We start from the raw sequence: 24,228 nt of genomic DNA, 5'->3' as shown, positions 1-24,228 counted from the left end.
CCCGGACACGGCCACCCGCGAAGAAAACTTAAGGAAGTGTTAGGAAATCGGCTTTCGCTTGGGCTGTGCCCTGGCTCACGAATAGCTTTGGTGAAGTCCTCAGGCTTCAAGGGGACGTTCAACGTCGAGGAGGAACCATGAGCAATGCTGCCATGGACAGTACGAAAGTCAGGTCGGAGCGCACAGCGGGGGCCGCGCATCCAAGGAAGGTTCAGCGATGAGCACCCAACAACTTGCAACAACGAGCGAGGCCGCGCAAACGCGCCGGGCAGTCAGCAACATCCTCAAGGGGTCGGCCGGCAACCTCGTGGAGTGGTACGACCTGTACGTTTACACGGTCTTCGCAGCCTACTTCCAGGCCCACTTCTTCAACTCGGAAGATGACCTTCAGGCCGGCCTTGAGGCAATGGCCGTCTTCTCGACGTCGTTCCTGATGCGGCCCATCGGAGCCTGGTTCTTTGGCCGCTACGCCGACCGGAAGGGCCGCAAAGCGGCACTGACCCTGAGCGTGACCCTGATGTCCGCAGGTTCTTTCGCCATCGCGATCCTGCCTACCACGCAGCAGGTGGGTGTCTGGGCCTTGGTCCTGCTCATCCTGATCCGCCTGGTCCAGGGTTTCTCCGTGGGCGGCGAGTACGGTACCAGCGCCACCTACATGTCCGAGGCCGCAACGTCCAAACGCCGCGGCTTCTTCTCCAGCTTCCAGTACGTCACCCTGATCGGTGGCCAGATGCTGGCGCTGCTGGTTCTGGTAATCCTGCAGAACGCCATCCCCAAGGAGGATCTCACCGAGTGGGGCTGGCGCATTCCCTTCGCCCTCGGCGGCGTAGCGGCGCTTGTAGTCCTCTGGCTTCGGCGGTCAATGGAAGAGACCGTCTCGGAGGAGCAGGTACAGGCTGCAAAGACGCCGGCCGCAGCGGGAGTTGCCCAGCCCGGCACAATGAAGCTCCTGTTCACGCAGTACTGGAAGCCGTTGCTGATCTGCATCGGCGTCACCCTCGGCGGCACGGTGGCGTTCTACACCTACACCAACTTCATCCTGAAGTTCATGAACGATACCTCTGGCATCGCGAAGACCGACACGTCCGTGATCAACTTCTGGGCATTGTTCATCTTTATGCTCCTGCAGCCGGTTTACGGCATAGTGTCGGACAAGGTGGGCCGCAAGCCGCTGCTTCTGTGGTTCGGCATCACGGGCGTCCTGTTCACGTGGCCACTGCTCTCCACCCTGTCCAACACCAAAGATCCGTTCACCGCCTTCCTGCTGATGCTGGGCGGGCTGCTGATCGTGGGCGGCTACACGTCCATCAACGCCCTGGTAAAGGCTGAACTCTTTCCCGCTTCCATCCGTGCCCTCGGCGTCGGACTCGGCTACGCGATTGCCAACTCCCTTTTCGGAGGCACAGTTCCGCTCATCGGTGCCGCGTTTCAGAAGGCCGAACGGGTGGACCTGTTCTTCACCTACGTCACGGTGGCCATTGCCATCTCGCTGGTGGTCTACATCTTCGCCCTGAAGAACAAGAAGGCCACTCACCTGGACCATGAACAGGGCCACGCCTGGGTGCAGGACCGCAAGGACGGCGACAAGGACAAGGACCTCCTGGGCGTCTAGCGTCCCGAGGGAGAACCTCAGGGAGGACGACGGCGGGCGGCCACCCGCCGTCGTTCCCTCACCGCACCAGAATGCTCTCTCAGGTTCTGCAGCAAATACCGGGACGCTCCATCACTCTCTTCAGGAAAGTGAGAGAGCGTCCCGGGTTTTTCTGCGTTAAGTGAGAGAGCGTCCTGGTGGAAGGGGTCGCGGAAGGGTACCCGCGGGCACGGCGAAGGCGCGGGCGGGCGAGACCAAATCGAGTGCAAAGCGTGACCGAACAGGCATCGTCCCGTGCCGCCGTCGCTGTTTCACTGAGAGGAGGCGGATTCCCGCCTTGGCATGCCGGGGGAGGCAACAGAGGTGTTTCGTTTTCAGCGGATGATTGCGTTGGGTGCCCTCATGGGACTGGCAGGGTGTGCGGTGCCACCCCCGTCGCCGGCGCCGCCGGAGCTCCTCGCGGCCGACGGCGTCGAGCGGGTCTTGGTGGACCGCGAGGACTACGCCGCTGAGTTGCGCTCCTTCCGGGCTTCCGCGCTCATCCTCGGCGCAGCGCTGTTGGTTGACGGCGGGGACGGTGCCAACGGGAACGTGGTGTCCTCACCCGGAAGCCTCCTGATTGCCCTCGCCATGCTCCGTGCCGGTGCCACCGATGGGACCGCGACCGAGATGGACAGCATCCTGCAATTTCCCGTTGAGAAGCGCGATGAGGCCATGAACTCGGTCCTCCGCTCGCTCGAAAAGTTCGACGGCGACCCCGGCACAGTGGATGAGGACAACCCGCCGCGGAAACCGGTCATGCACTCCGCCAACGGGCTGTTCGTCGATAAGGACGTGCCCGCCGGGCAGTCCTTCCTGGATACGCTGGCCCGGCACTATGGATCCGGCGTGTATCCGGTGGATTTCAGCGACGAGGGTACAACGAAGCCCGCCATTGATGCCTGGGTGAACAGGAATACCGGCGGCAGGATCAAGGAAGCCCCGGCACAGTACGACCCCGACAACACCTTCAGCCTGCTCAACTCTTTGTACTTCGCCTCCGCCTGGAGCACACCGTTCGATCCGAACGACACCTCTGACCTTCCCTTCACGACAGCCGCAGGCGAGGAAATCGCTGTGCCGGCAATGCACAACGAAATCAGGATGAAATATGCGGAAGGCATCGGCTGGGAGGGTGTGGATCTTCCCTACGCGGACGGTTTCGTCATGCGGCTGGTCCTGCCCGCGGAGACGGCCGCTCCCGATGGCGCAGCGGCTTCGGCTGACACTCCCGCCCCTGCGGCCTTCGGCGCGGAGAAACTTACGGAAATCGCGGACGAGTTTGATATGGCCCGGCCCGCGTCCGTCCGGATCCAGCTGCCGCGCTGGGACCACAGGTCCAGTTTTGATCTCCGCAAGGTCTTCGACGCGCTGGGACTGAAGAAAATGCTCGGCACCACGGAGGACTTCAACAACATCCAGCCGCAGATGATGATCACCCAGGCCGCCCAGGCTGCCAACATCACGGTGGCCGAAAAGGGCACCATTGCGGCCGCGGTGACCCAGATCAACGGAATGGCAACCAGCGCCCCACCGGAGCCCGAGCGGATCATCGATTTCGACCGGCCGTTCCACTACCAGATCATCCACGTTGAAAGCGGGCTGCCGCTGTTCATGGGAACTGTGGCCGACCCCAGGTGAATGGACGTCCGGGACCGGCCGGCCGTCGTCCGCGTCCTCAGACGCTCCATCAGCTAATGCAGCAAAATGAGGCACCCTCTCGCACATGTGCAAGAGGGTGCTGGAAAAACGCGCATTAAGTGAGAGAGCGTCCGGGGTTCAGTGGCGGGTTAGCCGGCGCCGCCCTGCCAGAGGGCATCAAACGGCGCGCCCGAAGCTACGCGGTTCCGGATCCCGGCAGTGACAAACGCCTTTGCTGTCCGGGCAGCCTGCAGCGGCGCCGCGCCCTTGGCCAGCTCAGCCGTTACTGCAGCGGCGAGGGAGCACCCGGCGCCGGACACCGCAACGTCCCCGACCTTGGGCGCGCTCAGCACCTCAAGTGTTTCGCCGTCGTAGAAAACGTCGACGGCGTCGGGGCCTGCCAGCCGCACGCCCCCCTTGGCCAGTACTGCTGCTCCGCTGAGTTCGTGGATGCGCACAGCCGCGGCCTTCAAGGATTCGACGTCGGTGATCTCCAGCCCGGACAGGGACTCGGCTTCAAAGTGGTTCGGCGTCACGAACGTGGCCAGCGGGAGGATCTGCGCCTTCAGCGCCTGGTCCGTGTCCAGTGCGTGCCCGGGCTCCTGGCCCTTGCAGATGAGGACGGGGTCCAGGACCACGTTGCGGAACCGGCCGGCCTCGAGGGCACCCGCCACGGTGCTGATGGTGGCCGGACTGCCCAGCATGCCGATCTTCACCGTCTCCAACACTGACGGCGCGCCGGATTCCCGTCCGTAGGCCGCCGTCGTCGCCTCAAGTTGGTCGGCGATCACCTGCTGGTCAACGGGCACAAAGCGGTGGTTCCAGCTGTCGTTCGGGTTGAAGGAGACGATGCAGGTCAGGTTGGCGATGCCAAAGACGCCGAGCTCCTGGAAGGTCTTCAGGTCGGCCTGGGCGCCGGCGCCGCCGGTGGCCTCAGAACCTGCGATCGTCAGGACGACGGCCGGAGCGGCAGCGGGGGACTGGACATCGGCGGAAACAGAAGTCATGGCACTATCCTGCCATCCGGCGTCGCCCGCCCGCCTTGTATGCCTGAACAGCAGGCGGTGCCGCCGGTGGTCAGGGCTCCAAAGGAGTTCCTGCCGGTTCTGCCTCTGTGCCGAAGCGGCCGGGTCATGATGTCCCTTTGGCGATCTGCAGGAGCGCCCGGCCCAGTTCAGGCTGGCTGTAGACGAAACCGGAGTTCAGAAGCTTCTGCGGCTGGACCCAGCGGCTTTTCAGGACCAGTTCGGTCTCCGTCCGAATCAGTATGGCGCCAAGCCTCAGCAGCCAGGCCGGAGTGGAGATGCCGAATCGGACTCCATAAGCGCGGCGGACCATGCGCATAAGCTCGCGGTTGTCCACCACATCGGGTGACGACACGTTCACGGGGCCAACAATGTCCTTGCGGGCATGCACAAAGAGCACGGATCGGTACAGGTCCTCCACGTGGATCCAGCTGAATTTCTGTGTGCCCGGGCCCATCCGGCCGCCCAAACCCAGACGGGCCAGGTTGGCGACAGGCTGCAACGCCCCGCCGCCCGGGCCCAGGACGATGGCAATCCGCAGCGGAATCTTCCGCGTCCCGGGTGTCACCGCGGCTTCCAGTTCCGCTTCCCACGCGCGGGCCACATCCACCGAAAATCCCGTGCCCAGTTCCCCGTCCTGTTCAGTCTGGGGTCCATCCGTGGCATGGCGGTAGATTGTTCCGGTGCTCGCGTTGAGCCAGGTCGACGGCGGCTGCCGGCAAAGTGCCACGGCCCGGCCAAGTGCCGCCGTGGTGGAAACGCGGGACTGCAGTATGGCTGCCTTGTTCCGGCCGTTGTAGCGGCAGGAGACCGAGCGGCCAGCGAGGTTCACCAGGAGCTCCGTTCCTTCGAGCACCCTGGCGATGGCGCCGTCGTCATCTTCCCACGTGGCCGACGGCGAACTCTTGGCGCCCTTGCGGCCAACGGTGCGCACGGTCCAGCCGTCCTGCTCAAATCGAGCCCGGAAATATCTGCCGATGAAACCGGATGCTCCGGCCAATACCACCGTTCTGGTGCTGCTCATCTTTCCCCCTGTGTTTTTTCGGTAGTTAGCCGCGGATGCTGCGGCTCAAGCTGAGGACATCGTCCAGGATCTTGCTGACGCCGGGGATCCGTGCCAGTGCGAGTCCCCTTGTGACCAATGGAACCGCTCCGTCCACCAGCCGCCGTGTCCGCTGCTGCCCTTCGGACGTGTCGTAGACCCAGAAGAGGGTGACGCCCATGTAGCAAAGCCACAACAACTCCGGGAGGTCGGCCCTGACCTTTTTCGGTGCCGGAGGCTTCGCCTCCTCAACTGCCCTGCGGAAGATGTCCAACGAAGCCTCTCGCGCAGCCGTCGAGCCGGCAGCGAAGGGATTTACCGGGGAGCTGGGACGGATGGCCGTCGCTACGAAGTCGGCGCCAAACCGGTGGTAGGGGGCCATAACGTCCAGGCCGGTGTGGAGGGTGGCCTTGAGCCGGCTCGTGAGGTCAGCGGTATCCTCAAGCGCTTCGGCAGCCTTGTCCGCATGCTCCGCCTGGACCTGGAGATACAGCTCATGGACCAGATCGTCCTTTGACGCGAAGTAGTAGTAGGCGTTGCCCACCGAGACGCCGGCTTCCGCGGCAATGGCCCGCATGGTGGTTTTCGCGAAGCCGATCTCCCGGAACATCCGCAGCGCGACGTCCGCTACCAGCCGGCGGGTCTGCTCGCTCTTGGTCACCTGCGGCTCCCTCCGTTTTGAACATGTTCAAGAAGTATCGCACGAATTTGAACGTGTTCAGATTCGGCTTCTCCTTGCACTGTCGTTGGATGGGACAATTGGGCTGACAGTGCTAATACAGCCGGCGGCCTTCCCAACTCCGGACGCCGAGCGAACCACTATGAACGGACCTCCCATGCCCTCAGCCTCAGGCCACAACGCCCTGCCCGAAACAACCCCGCCAGGCAGCGCGGCCAAGTTCGCCGCGATCGGTTCCCCCTACTTCGGGATCATGCTGGCGTCCATGGCGGTGGTGCTCATCCTGTCCAACATCGGTGCGTCCAAGGGTGTAGCCATCGGGCCGATCATTACGGACGGCGGCTTCTTCCTCTTCCCGCTGGCCTACATCCTGGGCGACGTCATCAGCGAGGTCTACGGCTTCAAAGTGGCCCGCAAGGCCATATTCACCACCTTTGCGCTGTCCGTCTTCGCGTCCCTCTGCTACTGGGTGATCATTGCCCTGCCCGGTTTCGACGACGAGTTCGGAACGTCAAAGCAGGCCGCGCTGGAAGGCGCCTTGGGCCCGGTGCCGCAGATTGTGCTGGCGTCGCTGCTCGCGTTCCTCGCAGGGCAGACCATCAACTCGTGGATCCTGGTCAAGATGAAGGCCCGCTCGGGTGAGAAGTCCCTATGGGCGCGCCTTATGGGTTCGTCAGGCGCCGGCGAGTTCGTGGACACCCTCATCTTCTGCAGCATTGCAGCGTCAGTCATTGGCATCACCGACTTCGGAACCTTCGTGAACTATGTGGTGGTGGGCTTCGTCTACAAGACCCTGGTGGAGTTCATCTTCGTGCCGGTGACGTCGCTGGTGATCGGTTGGGTCAAGAAGAGCGAGCCGAGCTACGGCGTTCCTGCCGCCTCGGCGAACGGCGCGGTGTAGCGGCCACCCGCCGCAGCTGAACATCGGGGGTTGCTCCCGCCTTCTGTTCGGCCGGTTCGACGGTTCCCTGCACACTCGACGGGCGCACCCGTCGAGTGTGCAGGGAACCGTCGAAACGGGGGCGTCATTCGTCCTGGGAACCCTGGGCCAGCGCCCGCAGTACCCGGTACTTGAACTCCGCCTCGTTGAAGAGGTGTTTCCACTCAACCCGGAGGAAGGTCCAGCCTTCTTCCATGAGGGCCTTTTCCCTTCGCCTCTCCTCGTAAATCACCTCTTGAGTTGGCCGGTATTCGAAGTACTTGGACTTGCCGTCAAACTCAAGAGCCACCTTCCGGGCAGGCCAGGCGAAGTCCAGGCGGTGATGGCCCACGGTTGTATGCACCACATACTGCAGCTCCGGCGCCGGGATCCTCAGCCTGTGGATGAGCTCCCGGGTGAGGCTTTCTCCTGCCGACTCTGAACGGGGGTCAACCAATTCAAGGGCCCGCCGCAGGGTAACGACTCCGTTGCGGCCTGCCAGCGCGGCGCATTGCTCTCTTAGGAGTGGAAGGTCAGCGCCCAGCCTGGCAGCGTGGTCTATCAGGATGATTGACTGGCGAAGATTGAACATCAGACAGCAGTCCACCACTGTGCGCTCCAACGACGTGCACGGCAAGCCTTCCACAAACGATACCTCCCGGCTGTTGAGCTTCCTCGTATGGGCAAGTACACCCCGCCCGTGCGAGATTCCGGACGGGCGGCCCGACTGCGTCAGGTGCACCACTTCGTCGACGTCCCACAAGTGAAGCCGCCGCAAGCTGGCACTCGAGGTGTGGCTGTAAACAAAGCCGCCTGCCGACGTCGTAAGTGTTCCGTGTGCGTGCGCATGCACAAGCTGCCGACGGCGTCCCGACGTTTTCAACGCAGTCCACCAACTGCCACGCGCGTAACAACCGCGCCGTATACGCACCAGGACTCCTTTGCGGACCAGTGCCGCGATGGCCCGGGCGTTCAACCCTTGCTCCAGGAGTTCATTGGTCCGCCAGAAATTCGCCGTGGGAGAAAGCTCAACATGGCCGTTCATGGCTCCAGCATTGCCGCGCCCCACCTCAGACGCCCAGTCAGGGCAACGCTATGTGGACAAGCCCGGATCGACGGTTCCCTGCGGACACGGTCACTCGGGACATCGAGTGGGCAGGGAACCGTCGAATAGGCGGTAGGCAGTCCCGGCTCAGGAGTAGTACTGCCCCAGCGTCTCGGCCTTGAAGTCGAAGAACGTGCCGGCCTCGATGGCCAGGCGGGCGTCGTCCACCATCTTCACCACGAACCGCTCGTTGTGGATGGAGATCAGCGTGGCGGACAGCATTTCCTTGGCCTTGAACAGGTGGTGGATGTACGCCCGCGAATAGTGGGTGCACGTGTAGCAGTCGCAGCCGTCCTGGAGCGGGCCGAAGTCGCGCTTGTACTTGGCGCCGGACAGATTAAAACGCCCGAAAGGTGTGTAGAACGCCGAGTTCCGCGCTACCCGGGTGGGGGAGACACAGTCGAAGGTGTCGGCGCCGTTTTCGATGGCGGTGAAGATGTCATCCGGCTCGGAAATGCCCAGCAGGTGGCGGGGCTTGTCCTCCGGGAGTTCCTCGTTGCACCACCGCACGATGGTTCCCAGGTTCTCCTTCTCCAGAGCCCCGCCGATGCCGAACCCGTCGAACGGCATGGCGCCCAGGTCCCGGCACGCCTTCCGCCGCAGGTCCTCGTACTGCGCACCCTGGATCACGCCGAACAGCGCCTGGTACGGCTTGCCCAGCCGGGACGAGGTCAGGCGGAAGTGCTCCTCGATGCAGCGCAGTGCCCACAGCCGCGTCCGCTCCAGGGATTCCTCCTGGTAGCCGCGGGAGTTCTGCAACGTGGTCAGCTCGTCAAAGGCGAACATGATGTCCGCGCCGATCTGGTGCTGGACCTGCATTGAAATTTCGGGGGAGAAGCGGTGCTTGTCGCCGTTCAGGTGCGATTTGAACCAGACGCCGTCGTCGTCGATGTGGGCCAGGCGCTCCTTGCCTGGGGCGACGGCGTCATCCGGCCCGGAGGCGTCAACGGACTTCATGTCGATGACCTTTTTGAACCCCGAGCCCAGGCTCATCACCTGGAATCCGCCGGAGTCGGTAAAGGTGGGCCCCGGCCAGTTCATAAAGGCTCCCAGCCCGCCGGCTTCGTCGAGGATGTCCGCGCCCGGCTGCAGGTACAGGTGGTAGGCGTTGGCCAGCAAGGCCTGTGCACCAAGGCCCGACATGGATTCCGGCAGCACGGCCTTCACGGTGGCTTTGGTTCCGACGGCGATAAACGCCGGAGTCTTGATCTCACCGTGGGGCGTGGTGATGGTCCCGGTGCGTCCCAGGAATTGGCCGCCGTTGGATGCGACATGGGCGGCCGACGGCGGGCACGTTTCGGCCAGGCGGGTGCCTACCCGGAAGCCGAACTCAGACTGCCGCGCCACCAGGCCAGCGGACGCAGGCCCGGGACCGGGGTCAGTCGCAGCGGCAGAAGGGGAAGGAGCAGAAGCAGGGTTGGCTGGCACCGTACCAGTGTGCCAGCAATCGCGCGGCTCCCTCAGCTCACCGGTTCGGATGTGGGGTAGTTCTCAGCCCGCCACGAGTCCCAGGAGGTGCGGATCGCATCGAGCCTGGCAGCACCCAGGCCATACGTTGAGGCGATCACCATGGACCCGCCGTCGGGCCGGACGTCCTCGATGGCGAGCTGGTCAGCGACCACCAGCAGACCGTCACCATGGTCCGCGTAGCTGTGGACGGTCAGTCCCACCTGATGGTTGGTCCGGTACCAGACCTTTCCGGAGATCTCCTCACCGGTGGCCAGGGTCAGCTGGTAGTTGTCACCACGCGCCGGGAGCTCGGACAGGCCGAGTTTTTCGATGGCGGAACCCGGTCCGCCCGGTACTTGCAGGAACAGGGTATGGCGCTTGCCGCGCGGGTGGCGTTCCAGGGCGAAGCGGAGCTGCTGCAGGAACGTGAGCCAGCCCTGCGTGATGTCCTCGTCCCAGGCCGCCCACTCCGAGTTGTGGTCCACGGCAGCCCGCGTCACGCTCACCAGGGTTCCCTGCGGAACTGGCCTCAGCTCGAAGACATCCCCGCCGTGGACTGTCAGGCTGGTGTGGTCCGGTGATTCCTCCACGTCCGCGGAGAAGTAGATTTCCTTGATCTCGGCGTCCAGGTCCTCGGCTTGCCAGCCATGCCATTGGGCGACTTTGGACGGTTCGCGCAGCATTGTCCAAACCTGCGGCGCGTCAGCATTGATCACCACGCTCAGATTGTTAGTCATAGCCCCGAATGTACAACTCCCGCCGGGCGGCGGGTAGGGGCAATTGCTTCAGTCAGCCCCGCAGCGCCGAGGGCGCCCAGCGGCAAACTCAGGAGCGGACAGCCTCGAGTTCGTTGCTGATCCGGCGTTCCAGTTCGCCCAGCCCGATGGTTTCCGAACCCCCGTGGGCCCGGAGGAACAGCAGGGATTCGAGCCGCAACAGCCGCCATTCCCGCTCGGCATCGTGGTTGGAGTTGTCGATGGACCGAAAGATTTCTTTGTCATACAGGTTGGGCTCGTTGAGCGAGCGCTGCCGGACCTTTGCGGCCATCCTCGCCTTGAACGGATCGGTCTCCTGGTTTTCCGGCGTACGGATCAGCCGTTCGTAAACCTCTGCCCGCTCCTTTTGGCCGTCCTGCCGGCAGATGTAGCTGGACAAAGCCAGGGACGCTTCCACCGAGGCCCAGCGGCCGGGATTCCCGTCGTAGGGCAGGACGTTAAGCAGGTCCGCGACGGCCAGGGAGCCGTCGGCGTCCTTGAGGGTGATAAAGAGTTCGTGGGCCAGGTCACTGAGGTCCTTGAGGCAGCTGCCGGACTTGAAGTTGACGCCCTTGGCCAGCCGGTCAGCCAGGAGCAGCACCCCCATCGCGTCCGGGTGGGCTTCCGCCGCGGCTTCCACCACCGATTCCGGCGTACCTTTCGCGGCGGGGATCAGGGCGAGTTCCTCCTCGCTGGGTCCACTCGCCGCCGGCGGAACCGGGGGCAGGGGAGGTACGACGACGGCGGGAGCCGCTGGTGCCGCGGCGGGAGTTTCGCCGGGCTGCTCCTGCCCGGCCTCCTCCGAAGGCCGCCCGGCCAGCGGAAGCTGCGTCACGGCGTCGGCCTCTTCGTCAGTTACCCTCACGGTGGTGCCAACGGCGATGCGCAATGTCCCGCCGCCGGCCAGGCTGGCAAGTACCACGGCGGGGGCGCCGAAATCGTCCGATTCCAGCTCCACCTGGTGGATCTCCGCTGTCCGTTCACCGTCGGGCAGGAGGATGTGGTCGCCGGTGGTCAGGGTTCCAGCCTGCTGTTCACTATGGTGCCGGGCGGCTGGTGTTTCGGTCATGGGGGTCCTTAAGTTCTCTTGCGGTCCGCCCTACAGTCTACAAAGGAGGGTGCCGAAAGTCCGGGACGCCGGGTGTGGCCGAGGGTGTCAGAACCCCACACCCGCGAAGGCCAGCGCCTGGCGGATCAGGCCGCCGCGCCCGCCGGTGAACTCCACCTGGACACCGGGACTGAGCACTTCCTCCGGGGTCATCCAGGTGAGTTCAAGGGCGTCCTGGCGGGGTTCGCATTCGCCGGTCACGGGGATCACGTAGGCCAGGGAGACGGCGTGTTGGCGCTCATCGGTGAAGCCGGTCTGGGATGGGGCGGGGAAGTACTCCGCCACGGTGAAGGGGACCGGGCTGATGGGCAGTTGCGGGAACGCCAGCGGGCCGAGGTCCTTCTCCATGTGCCGGAGAAGGGCTGCGCGGATGGTCTCGCGGTAGATGACGCGGCCGGAAACAAGGGACCGCACCATGGTGCCGTCCTCGTCAGCCTGGAGAAGGGTTCCGACCTCATTGACGAAGCCCAGCGGATCCAGCCGGACAGGCACAGCCTCAACGTAAACCATGGGCAGCCGCCCGCGCGCCTCAAAGAGGTCTTCTTCGGAAAGCCAGCCGGGATTCGGGTCAGGAGTGCGCACGTTCATGGTTAAGTTCTACCCCATGGGACGCTGCTCGGAGATCCATACGGTGGCGGGCACGTGGGGCGCGGCGCGCCCCACGTCCGGGCTGGGCACGTGGAGCGTCCTGCCAAAGGCCTCCTCGGTAATGCTGGGGTGGAACCCGGCAGCGGCAAGCCGTTCCCGCAATGGTTCCAAGCCGCCGTCGTACTCGAAGCCGAGCCCCGAGCGTGGATTGCCCGACGCCGGACGCACCAGTAGTACGCCGCCGTTCTTGGCGGTGAAGTCTGCGGTCTCGTCGGCGTCCGGCACCGGGCGGGGGCGGGCGCCGATGTGCCGTAGCGTCTGCCCAGCGGCGGCGGGATCCTCCGTGAACCAGACCCCGACGACGGCGAGGGCCGGGTCAGCTCCGCCTGCCTGGTCGGCGCCGGGGGCAGCTTTGTCAGCCACGAAACTGAAGCCGTCCGGCCCGGTGATCCTGCAGGCTTCACCATGGTCTGCGGTGATGATTTCCGCGGGGGTGGTTCCTTCATCCTGTGCGGAGAGGTTGGTGCGGCGGGCGAATTCAGCCACGTCGCCCACCTCCACTGCCAGCGCTGTGCTTCCGTCCTCGGCTGCTCCTTCCGGTACGCCATGGAGGGCAAGGCGGCCCGAGCCTGCGTCGAAGACGCGGAACCCGGTATCGCCCTCGGTCAGGACCAGGCCAAGGGCGGTGAGAAGCCGCTCCCAGTCGTCAATCCTGGCGGTGAAATGAAGCGGGCGGACGCGGAGCATGGCTTCCCCTTCCCATAGTTATCAGGACTTTGGTGCCATCCTGCCACGTGCTCCGCCCGGTGTCGCCGCTCTTGTGCTGGCAGACGGCAGGAGCAGAATAGGGCCATGGCTGTTGAACTTGAGGAACTGCTGGTGCCTGACGCCTCCGCCTGGCGCAGCTGGCTGGAGGAACATCACAAAACCAGCCCGGGTGTCTGGCTGGTCCTGCACAAGAAGGGCGGAAACGTCACCGGGCTGGACTATGCGGCTGCCCTGGACGAGGCGCTCTGCTTCGGCTGGATCGACGGCCAGGCCCGGCGCCGGGACGCGGAAAGTTCCTTCCAGCGCATGACGCCCCGCGGCCCCAAAAGCCCCTGGTCGGCCAGGAACGTCACGTATGTTGCCCGGCTGGATGCCGACGGCCGGATGACCGACGCCGGGTGGGCGGCCGTGAACGCGGCAAAGGAAGATGGCCGCTGGGATAAGGCCTACGAGGGACAGGCAAACGCCGAAGTTCCGGCGGACCTGGCAGCAGCGATAGCCGCGGTTCCCGCCGCGCAGGCCATGTTCGACGTCCTCACCAGGACCAACCGCTTCGCCCTGATCTACCGGACCAACTCGGTAAAGCAGGCCGCCACCCGGGAACGGAAAATCGCCGGGTTTGTGGAGATGCTGGCCCGCGGGGAGGCGCCGTACCCCCAGAAAAAGCGCCCGCCGGGAGTGTCACAGTAGTCAGTCGGCGATGGTGATCGAAGCGGCGGCCTCGAACGCCATCCAGGCCTGCAGCTGCGTGGAGAGTTCGACGACGGCGCCGGGCGGGTAGGTGGCGTCCGCGGGAGCGGCGGCGTGCATCGAGAAGATGTACCGTCCGGGCCGCCCCGTGCTGCCGGCTCCTTCGCCTGGGGCAGCAAGCCGCTTCCCCTCCCAGAACGCCCCAGCGGTGTCGAATACCAGCCGGGCAGCTGTGGCCCTGGTCCGCTCGGGAAGCCGGGCATCGACGGCGGCGAGGGCAAGATAACGGCACAGGATCCCGGTGAAGAGACCGCCGTCGCCCGTTCCCTCGCAGCGCAGCGCCGTCCGGCGGGCACCGGCGGTGCTTGGGACTGCCGGGGCATGCTGCACCGGAACCGTCAGCAGCCGTGCAACCCCCTCCACCACGTCGGCCGCCCTGGCGAGATTCGCGTCTCCGCCGAGTTCAAGCTGCGCGCCCAGGACCGGGCCCTGGTTGTAGGTGTAGACCGCCCTGTCGATCACCACGTTCCCTTCCGGGTCCAGCCGGGCTCCGTCCAGGTAAAGGCCCTGGTCCGGATCAAAGAGGGTGGCGTCCAGCCAGTCCAGCAGCGACTGCGCCTTTGCGCGGTGGCCGGTGCGGGCGTAGTAGAGCGCAATGGGCGCTGTGGCGGGGGTGTTCTTGAAGTCCCGTTTTTTACTCCAGAAGGCACCCCCGCCCAGGTCGTCGGTGCAGGCGGCGTCGAACTGCAGGGTGAGGGATCTGCGGACGCCGGCGTTGCGGCGGCGGCCCGGCTTGCAGGTTTCCTCTGCCAGCCCGTCGAGCCGGAGGACGGCGAGGGCGAGCCAGGCCATGTCGTCGTAGTAGTTGTTTACGAACGTGAAAGCGTTGCGCAACCATACTCCGGTCACCAGCCGGGAAGCGAGGCTGCCGGCACTGGGTTTGCCGGCACCGTTGAATCTTGCTGCAGGTATGGCGCCGTTGCGCAGTTCCCGGCGGCCCGCATCCACCAGGCAATCGGCGTAGTGGGCTTGCCACCAGTAATGCCAGGGATGGAGCAGTGTGCCCTTCAGGCCGTCCCGCCAGGCAGGAGCGGGCCACTTCACCGTGCCGAGGTGCGTGCCGGGCAGGAAGAACAGCTTCCTTCCGAACAGCGCCGTCGCCGACCGTGCGGCCTCGTTGGCCCTGTCCGCCCAGTCAACGGGAGGGGAAGCATCCGCGGAAGTCATGGCTTCCACCCTAGCCGGGCACAGCGGCATGCCGGCGGAGGGCCGATTAGTGCGGGCCCACCGTAATTTCAGTTAACATGCACTAACTAATGCTTCGCGGTTTCCTGCCGAAGCAGTCACGCATCAAGGAGGATGTATGGACGTTCCAGGCAGCGTTGCGTTGGTTACCGGAGGCGCCTCGGGCTTGGGGGCCGCCACTGCCCGCAGGCTGGTCGACGACGGGGCAACAGTAGTGCTTGTTGACCTTCCGTCCTCGGCGGGCGCGGCCCTCGCGGAGGAGCTCAACAGCAGATCGTTGAGCAGCATGGGAATCAACGGCCCGGCCGGGAGTCCGGCGGGGAGCCAGGGAAAATCCGCCGTCTTTGTGCCCGCGGACGTGACGAGCGAAACGGACGTACAGGCCGCCGTCGATACCGCCACCGCCCTCGGACCGTTGCGGATTGTGGTGAACTGTGCCGGCATCGCCACCCCGGGGAAGGTTCTGGGCCGGGAGGGCGTGCTTCCGCTGGAGGCGTTCAACCGGGTCATCCAGGTCAACCTGGTGGGGACGTTCAACGTGTTGCGCCTGGCGGCAGCGGCAATGGTGTCCACCGAGCCGGCCACCACAATCCTGGGTGGCCCCGAACGCGGTGTCATCATCAACACCGCGTCCGTGGCTGCTTTTGAGGGACAGATCGGCCAGCCTGCCTACGCTGCTTCCAAGGGCGCTGTGGCGGCCATGACCCTGCCCCTCGCCCGGGAGCTCGCGCGCTCGCTGGTGCGGGTGGTGGCCATCGCCCCGGGAATCTTTGAAACGCCCATGATGGCGGGGTTGCCGCAGGAAGCGCAGGATTCCCTGGGGGCCCAGGTGCCGCACCCCTCGCGCCTGGGCAAGCCCGACGAATACGCCAACCTGGTGGCGCACATCGTGGACAACGCCATGCTTAACGGTGAAACCATCCGTCTTGACGGCGCCATCCGCATGGGCCCGAAATGACAAGCGCCGCCCGTGAAGCCGCTGAGACCAAGTCCGGCTTGCCTTCGGCCGACTTCTTCGACGTCGAATCGCTGCTGAACCAGGCCGAACGGGAGAAACTGGCCGAACTCCGGGAGTTCCTGGCAACGGAGATCGCCCCCTACGCGGGGGAGTGGTGGAACAAGGCTGAGTTTCCGGCGCACATCCTGCCCAAACTGGCAGCCCTGCAGCTCAGCACCCCGGCGCAGCGCGGTTACAGCCACCTGTTCGCCGGACTGGTGATCGCCGAGATGACCCGTGTGGACACCTCGATCGCCACCTTTTTCCTGGTCCACCACGATCTCTTTGTGGAGTCCCTTTACGCCTTCGGCACCGCGGACCAGAGGCAGCGGCTGCTCGAGGACGCCGCCAACCTGCGCATCACCGGAGCCTTCGCCCTGACCGAACCGGACCACGGCTCCGACGTCGCCGGAGGAATGGAGACCCGCGCCCGGAGGATCTCATCCACCACGGGAAAGCCCGACGACGGCGGGGACGCATGGGTGCTCAACGGCGCCAAGCGGTGGATCGGCAACGGGACGTTCTGCGACTACATGCTGGTCTGGGCCCGGGACGAAGCGGACCAGTCAGTACGGGGCTTCATCGTGGACGCCACCCTGCCGGGGGTCAGCCGGTCCCGGATCGAAAACAAGATAGCCCTGCGGACAGTCCAGAACGCCGACATCGTTTTCGACAACGTCCAGGTGGCGGAGGCGGACCGCTTCGCTGCCATTAGTAGCTTCGAGGACACCAACGAGCTGCTGCGCGGCTCACGCATCATGGTCGCCTGGCAAGCGGTGGGCCAGCAGCTGGCAGCGTTCGACGTCGCCCGGCAGTACGCCGTCGAACGCCACCAGTTCGGACGCCCGCTGGCACAGTTCCAGCTGGTCCAGCAGCAGCTGGTGACAATGCTGGGCAACGCCGTGGCGAGCATGGCCATGATGGCGGGACTTGCCAGGCTGCAGGACGGAGGCGCGGCCGACATGCCGCACGTGGCCCTGGCCAAGTCCTACCTCAGCGCCCGGATGCGGGAGACCGTGGCGCTGGGCCGTTCGATCCTGGGTGGGAACGGCATCGTGACCGACTACCGGATGGCGAAGATTTTCTCGGACGCGGAAGCCATCTACACCTATGAGGGGTCGTTCGAAATCAACACCCTGATCGTGGGCCGTGCCGTCACGGGAGTCTCGGCCATCGTTTAGTCCTGGGTGGGTTAGCTGCCAAAATCGCTGGGCGGATAGGGCTGCATCTCGCCCGCCTCGACACGTATGTCCAACGAGTTGTTCTTCACGGGCATGGGGCAGGTGCCGTAGGGGGTGAAGGCGCTGGGATAGTTGATGGCGCGGTTGAAATCCAGGACCACGGACCCGTCCGGGCGGGGCCGGGTCAGGGCGAGCTTGCGCCAGTCATCGGTAGTATCGCCGTTGGTTTCATCGTGGAACGTCACGGTCAGGGCGCCGAGCTTTTCCTCCTCCGCCTGCAGCCGGAACTCGTGCCCGCTGCCGGGAAGGCGGAACACCACGTCGCCCACCGTGCGGTGGATGCCGTCCACCAGGGGGTTGGCCGTGGCGATCGGCACGTCCACTGGCTCGGGGTAGGGCTCGAACTTCCCGGTCACCTCCCAGCGGGGGTCGTACGGGTAGGTGGGAACGCCGTCGAATTCGGTGAAAACGGGCGACCCTGCGTCCCGGGTGCGGAGGGCGTACCGGCCTCCCCGCATGGCCAGCTCAACCACGATCTGCGCCCCATCAATTCCGCCGAATTGGACCCACATCAGCGACTCCTCGTCGGCGAGGGCGGCGGAAACGGTGCCATGGACCGGTTTGCCAGACTCCACCAGTGACAGCCCGTCAGCCGGCACTGCGGTGAGTGTCGCCGTCGTGCCGTCCGTTGACCACAGCCCGGGCGCCAGTTCGACGGCGGCGGGGGAGTCCTCCAACCACTGGAAGGAGGTGAGAGTCAGCCAGCCGTGGCGGGTGGCCAGGGCCTTGTTCCGGTTGTCGCGGAAGCGCTGCCAGCGCTCCACTTTGGCGGCTGGAATGGTGCTCATGGTTCCTTTCGGAGGTCGGCTTGCCCCGGCTACAACCGCGCATGGCAGGCGTTCATTCCGCGGCAGGCCTGTCCGCATTGTTGAATAGGTGGCGTGGATATTTTGGCGGGCGTAAGTAGTGAGTGGCTCAAGTGGTTGACGTGGATTGCTGCACTGGCTTCCGCGGTGGTGGTGCTGCTGTTGCGGCGGCCGCGGCGTCCGGATCTGGCCCTGTTCGCCGGCGTCCAGGTATTTATTGCCGCCAGCCTCGCAGCGGGCATCTACGTCCTGAACCATCTGGGCGAAGGCCGCTGGGGCGGTGATGAGGAAGCCAAAGTCGATCCGCCGTCGCTCTCGGAAACTCCCATGGTGGGGCAGTTCCTGGAACCGCTGGACGGGACACTCAGCGGTGTGGCCGATGTCGTCAACGAGTTTGTGGACTTCCGTGCCGCCTTTCCGGTGGCGCTGGACTTTTTTGTTGCGGCCGGCTGGGCCCTTGCCGCCGCCGTTCCGGTGGGGCTGTGCGTCCTGATCGGCAACGCTGTGGAAACCAAGCGCCGGAAGACTGAATTTGCTTCCTCCCAAAAGGAGCTGGCACAGCTGCGGGCTGAGCTTGAGCGCGTGAAACACCATGTCGGTTACCCGGCGGACGACATTATCTGAGACGGATTCCCCCGAGCCGCCGGACTGCGGGTAGCATCTTTAGCTAGTTACGTGGCTCACAGTATCCAGCGCAGTGTACGAGCCAAGTCCGAACCCTCGAAAGATAGTTTCCATGGCTCACACTGCAGCAAATCCCGAAACCGACCTTGCCTCCGAACTGAGGGCAGACGTCCGGCGCGTCTCCACTCTGCTGGGCGAATCGCTGGTCCGCCAGCACGGACCCGAGCTTCTGGACCTCGTGGAGCAGGTGCGCCTCCTCACCAAGGAATCCAAGGAAGCTGCCCGCGGCGGTGCGGATGCCACCGGGCCCTGGAGCGCGCACGACGTCGTTGCCCAGGTCCGCGAACTCCTCGGCTCCCTGCCCATCGAGCAGGCCACCGACCTGGTCCGTGCGTTCGCCTTCTACTTCCACCTCGCCAACGCCGCTGAACAGGTCCACCGCGTGCGGGGCCTGCGGACCCGGGAGGAAAAGGACGGCTGGCTCGCGAAAACCGTCAACGAAATCGCCGAACAGGCCGGCCCCGGTGTGCTGCAGGAAGTAGTCAACGGGCTCGATGTACGCCCCATTTTCACCGCGCACCCCACCGAGGCCTCGCGCCGTTCGGTGCTGGACAAGATCCGCAAGCTCTCCGACGTGCTGGCCCAACCCACCGCCGAGGGCACCACGGCCCGCCGCCGCCAGGACCGCCAGCTCGCCGAGATTATCGACCAGATGTGGCAGACCGACGAACTCCGCCAGGTCCGGCCCACTCCGGTGGATGAAGCCCGCAACGCCATCTACTACCTGGGCGGCATCCTCACCGACGCCATGCCCGAAATGCTGACCGAGCTGGCCGAACTGCTGGGCGAACACGGTGTCAGCCTCGCGTCCCAGGACGCCCCCATCCGCTTCGGTTCCTGGATCGGCGGCGACCGCGACGGCAACCCGAACGTCACCGCGGCCGTAACCCGGGAAATCCTGCAGATCCAGAACCAGCACGCAGTCCGGATCAGCATCGGCATGATGGACGAACTGATCTCCATCCTCTCCAACTCCACGGCCCTCGCCGGCGCGGACAAGGAACTGCTCGATTCCATCGACGCAGACCTGAAGAAGCTGCCCGGACTGGACCGGCGCGTGCTGGAGCTCAACGCCCAGGAGCCCTACCGCCTGAAGCTCACCTGCATCAAGGCCAAGCTCATCAACACCGGCAAGCGGGTAGCCGCAAACTCCAACCACGAACACGGGCGGGACTACAGCGGAACCGGCGAACTCCTCGCGGACCTCGAACTGCTGGAGCTCTCGCTCCGCAACCACTCGGCGTCGCTGGCTGCGGACGGCGCCCTTGCCCGGGTCCGCCGCGCCGTCGCCTCCTTCGGCCTGCACCTGGCCACCCTGGACATCCGCGAACACGCCGACCACCACCACGACGCCGTGGGCCAGCTCATGGACCGGATCGGCGGCCCCGGGCTGCGGTACGCGGAACTGAGCCGCGGGGAACGCTTCGAAGTCCTCGGCTCCGAACTCGCGTCCCGCCGGCCGCTGTCCGGCCACCCGATCAAGCTCGACGGCGCCGCTGACGGCACGTACGACGTCTTCCGTGAAATTCGGCGTGCCCTGCGCGCCTACGGCCCGGACGTCATCGAGACGTACATCATCTCCATGACCCGCGGCGCCGACGACGTGCTCGCCGCCGCCGTCCTGGCCCGCGAAGCCGGTTTGGTCAATCTCTTCGGCGAAAAGCCGTACGCAAAGATCGGGTTCGCGCCGCTGCTGGAAACGGTGGAGGAGCTCCGTGCCTCCGCGGAAATCGTGGACCAGCTTCTGTCCGATCCCTCCTACCGCGAGCTTGTGCGCCTCCGCGGGGACGTGCAGGAGGTCATGCTGGGCTACTCGGACTCCAACAAGGAATCCGGCGTGATGACCAGCCAGTGGGAAATCCACAAAACCCAGCGCAAGCTGCGGGACGTCGCCGCCAAGCACGGCGTGCGCGTACGCCTGTTCCATGGCCGCGGCGGATCGGTCGGCCGCGGCGGCGGACCCACCTACGACGCGATCCTGGCCCAGCCCAACGGCGTCCTGGAAGGCGAAATCAAGTTCACCGAGCAGGGCGAGGTTATCTCGGACAAATACTCGCTGCCCGAGCTGGCCCGCGAAAACCTCGAACTGTCCCTCGCCGCCGTGCTCCAGGGTTCAGCCCTGCACCGGGATCCGCGCACCTCCGCGGACCAGCGCGAACGGTACGGGCACGTGATGGAAACCATTTCCGACGCCGCCTTCGAGCAGTACCGGAAACTGATTGATGACCCGGACCTGCCCGCCTACTTCCTGGCCTCCACGCCCGTGGAACAGCTGGGCTCCCTGAACATCGGTTCCCGCCCGTCCAAGCGCCCGGATTCCGGCGCCGGGCTTGGCGGCCTGCGTGCCATCCCGTGGGTGTTCGGCTGGACCCAGTCCCGGCAGATTGTCCCCGGCTGGTTCGGCGTGGGTTCGGGCCTCAAGGCCGCCCGCGAGGCCGGGAACTCCGCGCAGCTGGTGGAGATGTGGGAGAACTGGCACTTCTTCCGGTCAGTGCTTTCCAACGTGGAGATGACCCTCGCCAAGACGGACCTGGACATCGCGGGGTACTACGTGTCCACCCTGGTGCCCAAGGAACTGCACCACATCTTCCGGGCCATTCGCGAGGAATATGAGCTGACCGTGGCCGAGGTCCAGAACCTGACGGGCGAGAACCTGCTCCTGGACGCCCAGCCCACGCTCAAACGCTCACTCGAGATCCGTGACCAGTACCTCGACCCCATCAGCTACCTGCAAGTGGAACTCCTCCGCCGTGTCCGCGCGGAAGCTGCCGAGGCCGCTGAGAAGGAAGACGGCATCACTGGAGCAGAGATTGACGAACGCCTGCAGCGGGCCATGCTGATCACGGTCAACGGCGTGGCGGCCGGACTTCGCAACACCGGGTAACCCCAACCCTCTCTGACTTGATGTGCCCTTTTCCCCAACCCTCTCTCACTTGACGTCGCGTTTTCACGGACGCTCTCGCACCCTGAACTGAAAGCAATTCATAATGATGGGGCGTTTGGGCATTTCCTGCATTGGGTGATGGGGCGTGTGAGGGTTTCCAGCATCAAGTGAGAGAGCGTTTGGGTTTTCCAGCATCGAGTGAGAGAGCGTTTGTGGTTTTCCCGCATTAAGTGAGAGAGCGTCTGGGTAGGGTTGGAGGCATGCCATCGTTCCAAACCCGCTTGAAGATCACAGGCCTGCGCCCCGGCATTCCGCCTGAAGCCGTTATGGATGCAGCGGTGGAGGCGCTGGAAACCCGCCACCACGTGGAGTCGAACCAGCTGCAGATTGCCGGCGGAGTGCCGCAACTGAACCTGCGATTCCTTGTTGAGGCGACCGAGTACAGCGGTGAGAACCAGCAGGCGCTGGAATCGGCAGCCATGATGCGCGACGCCGTTGAACGCGTTGCGCTGACCGGCTCGCTGATGGTGCTGCGCCGCAACAGGGGCCGCTGGGCGCCTGTCTAAAGAGCTACGCCAGGGGAGGGTCCGGCTCCTCCACCGGCGAGCTGTTGCCCCGGCGCCGCGTCACAATGATGCCGACGACGACGCCGATCACCAGTCCCAGCGCCACGCCGATCAGCGAGCTGGCCCAGAAGGGCAGGCCCGTGGCGGAACCGGTGAAGTAGCCCAGGCCCACCAGCCAGCAGGCCCAGAGCAACGCCCCGAGCCCGGCGCACAGGCTGAAGCCGCGGACCGAAACGTTCGCGATCCCTGCAGCGGCAGACGTGGCAAGCCGTCCGCCCGGAATGAACCTGGCGCCAATGATGGTCCCGTATGTGGATGAACGGCCGGCCTTGGCGATGGCGTCGTGGATTCCGGAGTGCACGCGCCGGCCCCATCTCCAGCGGTCGAGGACGTGGCTCAGCCGCTTCCTGAACAGCTGGAACACCACAACATCGCCCAGCCAGGAGGCCACGGCCGACAGGGCCATCACCAGGAACACATTGGCCCGGCCGTCAGCGGAAAGCGCTCCGCCGGTAATCACCACCATCTCGGACGGGACCGGCGGAAAGATGGCGTCGCCGAGCACGATGGGGATGATCCAGAAATAGATCGCCGTCCCCCAGCTGTCAGCGCTGCCGAAGTCCATTGCCACAAAGGTACCCCACTTTGGTTCGGCCAGGCCGGGGAGTCAGGGGTTTATGCGGGCGGCCGGTGCATGCTTCAGGTACGGCTTCGGGTTGCTTCGCTGAGCTGCAGGCGGCTGCGGTACTCCACCGGCTTCCCCGAGATGGGGTCCACGAACCGGATGCCGCGGGCCAGGAGCTGCAGGGGCTTGGTGTAGTCGTCCGGAGCCTTGTCCAGCAACTCCGGGTAGAACGAGTCATTGACGATTCCCAGCCCCAGGGACGCCATGTGCACCCGCAGCTGGTGGGTCTTTCCGGTGTGGGGTTCCAGCCGGTACAGCGCACGGCGCGCGGGACTGCCGGGTGCCGCAGCGGCGGCGGAAGCACCGCCGTCGAACGTTTCCAGCCGTTCAATCCGCGTTTCGGCGTTGGGCTCGCCGTCAATCACCTCGGCCAGCAGGTAGCTGCGGGACTTGGTCATGCGGTTGCGCACCACCACGGGAAATTCGACGGCGGGATACCCTTCGGCAGGCTCTGCGGCGGACACGCACTCGTAGTTTTTTTGAACCTGGCGCTTTTCGAAAAGCACCTGGTACTTGCCGCGGGTGCCCGGGTTTGTCGAAAACAGCAGGACGCCGGCCGTCATGCGGTCGAGCCGGTGCATGGGAATCAGGTCCGGCAGGTCCAGCTGGTTCCGCAGGCGCACCAGGGCGGATTCCTGGATGTAGGTGCCGCCGGGGGTGGTGGGCAGGAAATGGGGCTTGTCCACCACCAGCAGGTGCTCATCCTGGTGCAGGATGCCCAGCTCCACGGGAATGCGGGTTTCAGGCGGCAGCGTCCGGTAGTACCAGATAAATGTATGGTCCTCCAGCGGCGTGGAGCGGCTCAGCGGGGTGCCGCCCTCACCAACGATCTCGCCGGCGTCGAACCTGTCCTCGATGCCCTGCGGATCAATATGCCCCCAGCGGTGCATCATGTAGTCCATCGCCGTCTCCCACGGGCCCTCCAAGGGAAGGCGCAGGCGGGTGGCGTTGACGCCGTCGCGCACGGGGAGGGGGGATTGCATCACCGGACAATTCTACGGGGTGCGGCTGTTGCCCGAAGTGCTCCTGGGTCTGTCCACGTCCGAAGACCTTGGCCGCTTCTTGCGGCTTGCGGTCCCTTTCAGGCAGCCCAGCCGCGGGCGATGGCGTCGAGGGCTGCGGTGTAGGCAGCTTCCCAGTCGGCGTCCGGCGGGCCCACGTGGGCGAGCTCGAGGCTCACCAGGCCGTGCACCTGGCCCCAGATCGCGAATGCGGCCACCTCAACCGGCGCCGGCAGAAGGACTCCCTCGGATTGCGCGGCGGCGACGGCGCCAAGGAGGGGTTCCATGGCACCGGCAGCCACCTCGGGGCTGGGCCGGCAATCAACGTATGCCGCCAGCGCGCCGCCGAACATCAGCCGGTACAGCGCGCGATGCTCCAGCGCCCAAACCCGGTAGGCGGATCCAAGCTCACGAAGACCACCCGGTGCAGCGGCGACCTGCGAGTCCCGGAACGACCTGAACCCGCCATCCACCACCGCCGTCAAGAGCTGGGACTTCCCGCCGAACAGGGAGTAGACGGCAGTAGTGGAAGTCCCTGCTGCCGAGGCCACATCCCGCAGGGTTACCCTCGCGGGGCCGTCGCGGTCCACGAGTTCAGCTGTTACGGCCAGCAGTTCCTGCCTTAGGGAATCGTTGTGCACCACGGGTCTTGCCATGGGGCCTATTGTTTCATAACCTTGTTCCGTAACGGGGTTATGAAACGGCGTTACGAAAACCGAA

Annotated in this window: 23 protein-coding genes and 1 pseudogene; 9 read left to right on the top strand and 15 right to left on the bottom strand. The window is 65.2% G+C overall.

The window, feature by feature from the left end; translation table 11 throughout:
• Window positions 1-217 precede the first annotated feature (217 nt).
• A complete protein-coding gene (locus G6R19_RS15355) occupies window positions 218-1,612 on the top strand; it encodes an MFS transporter (protein WP_163166490.1) in 1,395 nt (464 codons plus the stop codon).
• 381 nt (window positions 1,613-1,993) lie between these two features.
• Window positions 1,994-3,271: a serpin family protein gene (locus tag G6R19_RS15350; RefSeq protein ID WP_163166639.1), complete on the top strand. Its 1,278-nt coding sequence runs from the start codon at window positions 1,994-1,996 to the stop codon at window positions 3,269-3,271.
• 149 nt (window positions 3,272-3,420) lie between these two features.
• Here G6R19_RS15350 and G6R19_RS15345 read toward each other — a convergent pair whose 3' ends face one another.
• From G6R19_RS15345 to G6R19_RS15335, 3 genes are all read right to left on the bottom strand, one after another.
• Window positions 3,421-4,278: a hydroxymethylpyrimidine/phosphomethylpyrimidine kinase gene (locus G6R19_RS15345; protein ID WP_163166488.1), complete on the bottom strand. Its 858-nt coding sequence runs from the start codon at window positions 4,276-4,278 to the stop codon at window positions 3,421-3,423.
• A 124-nt stretch (window positions 4,279-4,402) separates the two neighbouring features.
• The gene (locus tag G6R19_RS15340) at window positions 4,403-5,320 is read right to left on the bottom strand and encodes a TIGR01777 family oxidoreductase (RefSeq protein WP_163166486.1); all 918 of its coding nucleotides are present in this window, start codon (window positions 5,318-5,320) and stop codon (window positions 4,403-4,405) included.
• Window positions 5,321-5,345: 25 nt separating this feature from the next.
• Window positions 5,346-5,999 (bottom strand): TetR family transcriptional regulator, encoded by a 654-nt coding sequence (locus G6R19_RS15335; RefSeq protein ID WP_275898070.1) that lies wholly within the window; start codon window positions 5,997-5,999, stop codon window positions 5,346-5,348.
• Between the two features lie 175 nt (window positions 6,000-6,174).
• On the opposite strand from G6R19_RS15335, the gene G6R19_RS15330 reads away from it, so the two are divergent.
• Complete coding sequence (locus G6R19_RS15330) at window positions 6,175-6,918, top strand: queuosine precursor transporter (RefSeq protein WP_163166484.1); 744 nt, start codon at window positions 6,175-6,177, stop codon at window positions 6,916-6,918.
• Window positions 6,919-7,042: 124 nt separating this feature from the next.
• Here G6R19_RS15330 and G6R19_RS15325 read toward each other — a convergent pair whose 3' ends face one another.
• The 7 genes and pseudogenes from G6R19_RS15325 to G6R19_RS15300 form a co-directional block, all read right to left on the bottom strand.
• Window positions 7,043-7,714 (bottom strand): hypothetical protein, encoded by a 672-nt coding sequence (locus G6R19_RS15325; RefSeq protein ID WP_346010088.1) that lies wholly within the window; start codon window positions 7,712-7,714, stop codon window positions 7,043-7,045.
• A 138-nt stretch (window positions 7,715-7,852) separates the two neighbouring features.
• A pseudogene (locus G6R19_RS20595) lies at window positions 7,853-7,981 on the bottom strand (type IV toxin-antitoxin system AbiEi family antitoxin domain-containing protein); the annotation flags it as partial.
• Between the two features lie 147 nt (window positions 7,982-8,128).
• A complete protein-coding gene (gene tgt / locus G6R19_RS15320) occupies window positions 8,129-9,391 on the bottom strand; it encodes a tRNA guanosine(34) transglycosylase Tgt (RefSeq protein WP_163166635.1) in 1,263 nt (420 codons plus the stop codon).
• A 110-nt stretch (window positions 9,392-9,501) separates the two neighbouring features.
• On the bottom strand, window positions 9,502-10,227 hold the full coding sequence (locus tag G6R19_RS15315) for an SRPBCC domain-containing protein (RefSeq protein WP_163166480.1): 726 nt from the start codon (window positions 10,225-10,227) through the stop codon (window positions 9,502-9,504).
• A gap of 88 nt (window positions 10,228-10,315) precedes the next feature.
• Complete coding sequence (locus G6R19_RS15310) at window positions 10,316-11,314, bottom strand: DUF6707 family protein (RefSeq protein WP_163166478.1); 999 nt, start codon at window positions 11,312-11,314, stop codon at window positions 10,316-10,318.
• Window positions 11,315-11,401: 87 nt separating this feature from the next.
• On the bottom strand, window positions 11,402-11,941 hold the full coding sequence (locus G6R19_RS15305) for an NUDIX hydrolase family protein (RefSeq protein ID WP_104043177.1): 540 nt from the start codon (window positions 11,939-11,941) through the stop codon (window positions 11,402-11,404).
• 9 nt (window positions 11,942-11,950) lie between these two features.
• A complete protein-coding gene (locus G6R19_RS15300) occupies window positions 11,951-12,688 on the bottom strand; it encodes a VOC family protein (protein WP_163166476.1) in 738 nt (245 codons plus the stop codon).
• A gap of 105 nt (window positions 12,689-12,793) precedes the next feature.
• On the opposite strand from G6R19_RS15300, the gene G6R19_RS15295 reads away from it, so the two are divergent.
• Window positions 12,794-13,399 (top strand): YdeI/OmpD-associated family protein, encoded by a 606-nt coding sequence (locus G6R19_RS15295; RefSeq protein ID WP_163166475.1) that lies wholly within the window; start codon window positions 12,794-12,796, stop codon window positions 13,397-13,399.
• On the opposite strand, the gene G6R19_RS15290 is transcribed toward G6R19_RS15295, so the two are convergent.
• The gene (locus G6R19_RS15290) at window positions 13,400-14,626 is read right to left on the bottom strand and encodes a glycoside hydrolase family 76 protein (protein ID WP_163166473.1); all 1,227 of its coding nucleotides are present in this window, start codon (window positions 14,624-14,626) and stop codon (window positions 13,400-13,402) included.
• A gap of 136 nt (window positions 14,627-14,762) precedes the next feature.
• Between G6R19_RS15290 and G6R19_RS15285 the strand changes: the two genes are divergently transcribed.
• Window positions 14,763-15,602 (top strand): SDR family NAD(P)-dependent oxidoreductase, encoded by an 840-nt coding sequence (locus G6R19_RS15285; protein ID WP_163166471.1) that lies wholly within the window; start codon window positions 14,763-14,765, stop codon window positions 15,600-15,602.
• The gene (locus G6R19_RS15280) at window positions 15,599-16,822 is read left to right on the top strand and encodes an acyl-CoA dehydrogenase family protein (RefSeq protein WP_163166469.1); all 1,224 of its coding nucleotides are present in this window, start codon (window positions 15,599-15,601) and stop codon (window positions 16,820-16,822) included. Before G6R19_RS15285 ends, G6R19_RS15280 begins: the two co-directional genes overlap by 4 nt.
• An 11-nt stretch (window positions 16,823-16,833) precedes the next feature.
• Here G6R19_RS15280 and G6R19_RS15275 read toward each other — a convergent pair whose 3' ends face one another.
• On the bottom strand, window positions 16,834-17,670 hold the full coding sequence (locus tag G6R19_RS15275) for a DUF1684 domain-containing protein (RefSeq protein ID WP_163166467.1): 837 nt from the start codon (window positions 17,668-17,670) through the stop codon (window positions 16,834-16,836).
• A 93-nt stretch (window positions 17,671-17,763) separates the two neighbouring features.
• Here G6R19_RS15275 and G6R19_RS15270 point away from each other — a divergent pair, with 93 nt between their 5' ends.
• The 3 genes from G6R19_RS15270 (at window position 17,764) to G6R19_RS15260 (ending at window position 21,822) form a co-directional block, all read left to right on the top strand.
• Window positions 17,764-18,312 (top strand): hypothetical protein, encoded by a 549-nt coding sequence (locus G6R19_RS15270; protein WP_163166465.1) that lies wholly within the window; start codon window positions 17,764-17,766, stop codon window positions 18,310-18,312.
• Window positions 18,313-18,424: 112 nt separating this feature from the next.
• Window positions 18,425-21,256: a phosphoenolpyruvate carboxylase gene (ppc, locus tag G6R19_RS15265; protein WP_163166463.1), complete on the top strand. Its 2,832-nt coding sequence runs from the start codon at window positions 18,425-18,427 to the stop codon at window positions 21,254-21,256.
• Window positions 21,257-21,516: 260 nt separating this feature from the next.
• Window positions 21,517-21,822 (top strand): hypothetical protein, encoded by a 306-nt coding sequence (locus G6R19_RS15260; RefSeq protein WP_163166461.1) that lies wholly within the window; start codon window positions 21,517-21,519, stop codon window positions 21,820-21,822.
• Window positions 21,823-21,826: 4 nt separating this feature from the next.
• On the opposite strand, the gene G6R19_RS15255 is transcribed toward G6R19_RS15260, so the two are convergent.
• The 3 genes from G6R19_RS15255 to G6R19_RS15245 form a co-directional block, all read right to left on the bottom strand.
• Window positions 21,827-22,447 (bottom strand): VTT domain-containing protein, encoded by a 621-nt coding sequence (locus tag G6R19_RS15255; protein WP_163166459.1) that lies wholly within the window; start codon window positions 22,445-22,447, stop codon window positions 21,827-21,829.
• A gap of 74 nt (window positions 22,448-22,521) precedes the next feature.
• Window positions 22,522-23,490, bottom strand: a complete 969-nt coding sequence (locus tag G6R19_RS15250) for an RluA family pseudouridine synthase (RefSeq protein WP_163166633.1) — start codon at window positions 23,488-23,490, stop codon at window positions 22,522-22,524.
• Between the two features lie 98 nt (window positions 23,491-23,588).
• Entirely contained in the window at window positions 23,589-24,164 is a 576-nt protein-coding gene (locus G6R19_RS15245) for a TetR/AcrR family transcriptional regulator (protein ID WP_240341908.1), read from the bottom strand.
• Window positions 24,165-24,228: the final 64 nt, after the last annotated feature.

This window comes from Arthrobacter sp. Alg241-R88 (assembly GCF_900537115.1).
In the GTDB taxonomy this organism is placed as follows: Bacteria; Actinomycetota; Actinomycetes; order Actinomycetales; family Micrococcaceae; genus Arthrobacter.
This window is presented reverse-complemented; position numbering and strand designations above follow the sequence as displayed.

Excerpts from the sequence above, each read along its gene's own strand:
- G6R19_RS15355 (WP_163166490.1), top strand. The coding sequence starts at position 218 with ATGAGCACCCAACAACTTGCAACAACGAGCGAGGCCGCGCAAACGCGC.
- G6R19_RS15350 (WP_163166639.1), top strand. The coding sequence starts at position 1,994 with ATGGGACTGGCAGGGTGTGCGGTGCCACCCCCGTCGCCGGCGCCGCCG.
- G6R19_RS15345 (WP_163166488.1), bottom strand. The coding sequence starts at position 4,278 with ATGACTTCTGTTTCCGCCGATGTCCAGTCCCCCGCTGCCGCTCCGGCC.
- G6R19_RS15340 (WP_163166486.1), bottom strand. The coding sequence starts at position 5,320 with ATGAGCAGCACCAGAACGGTGGTATTGGCCGGAGCATCCGGTTTCATC.
- G6R19_RS15330 (WP_163166484.1), top strand. The coding sequence starts at position 6,175 with ATGCCCTCAGCCTCAGGCCACAACGCCCTGCCCGAAACAACCCCGCCA.
- G6R19_RS15315 (WP_163166480.1), bottom strand. The coding sequence starts at position 10,227 with ATGACTAACAATCTGAGCGTGGTGATCAATGCTGACGCGCCGCAGGTT.
- G6R19_RS15310 (WP_163166478.1), bottom strand. The coding sequence starts at position 11,314 with ATGACCGAAACACCAGCCGCCCGGCACCATAGTGAACAGCAGGCTGGA.
- G6R19_RS15305 (WP_104043177.1), bottom strand. The coding sequence starts at position 11,941 with ATGAACGTGCGCACTCCTGACCCGAATCCCGGCTGGCTTTCCGAAGAA.
- G6R19_RS15300 (WP_163166476.1), bottom strand. The coding sequence starts at position 12,688 with ATGCTCCGCGTCCGCCCGCTTCATTTCACCGCCAGGATTGACGACTGG.
- G6R19_RS15295 (WP_163166475.1), top strand. The coding sequence starts at position 12,794 with ATGGCTGTTGAACTTGAGGAACTGCTGGTGCCTGACGCCTCCGCCTGG.
- G6R19_RS15290 (WP_163166473.1), bottom strand. The coding sequence starts at position 14,626 with ATGACTTCCGCGGATGCTTCCCCTCCCGTTGACTGGGCGGACAGGGCC.
- G6R19_RS15285 (WP_163166471.1), top strand. The coding sequence starts at position 14,763 with ATGGACGTTCCAGGCAGCGTTGCGTTGGTTACCGGAGGCGCCTCGGGC.
- G6R19_RS15280 (WP_163166469.1), top strand. The coding sequence starts at position 15,599 with ATGACAAGCGCCGCCCGTGAAGCCGCTGAGACCAAGTCCGGCTTGCCT.
- G6R19_RS15275 (WP_163166467.1), bottom strand. The coding sequence starts at position 17,670 with ATGAGCACCATTCCAGCCGCCAAAGTGGAGCGCTGGCAGCGCTTCCGC.
- ppc (WP_163166463.1), top strand. The coding sequence starts at position 18,425 with ATGGCTCACACTGCAGCAAATCCCGAAACCGACCTTGCCTCCGAACTG.
- G6R19_RS15260 (WP_163166461.1), top strand. The coding sequence starts at position 21,517 with ATGCCATCGTTCCAAACCCGCTTGAAGATCACAGGCCTGCGCCCCGGC.
- G6R19_RS15255 (WP_163166459.1), bottom strand. The coding sequence starts at position 22,447 with ATGGACTTCGGCAGCGCTGACAGCTGGGGGACGGCGATCTATTTCTGG.
- G6R19_RS15250 (WP_163166633.1), bottom strand. The coding sequence starts at position 23,490 with ATGCAATCCCCCCTCCCCGTGCGCGACGGCGTCAACGCCACCCGCCTG.
- G6R19_RS15245 (WP_240341908.1), bottom strand. The coding sequence starts at position 24,164 with ATGGCAAGACCCGTGGTGCACAACGATTCCCTAAGGCAGGAACTGCTG.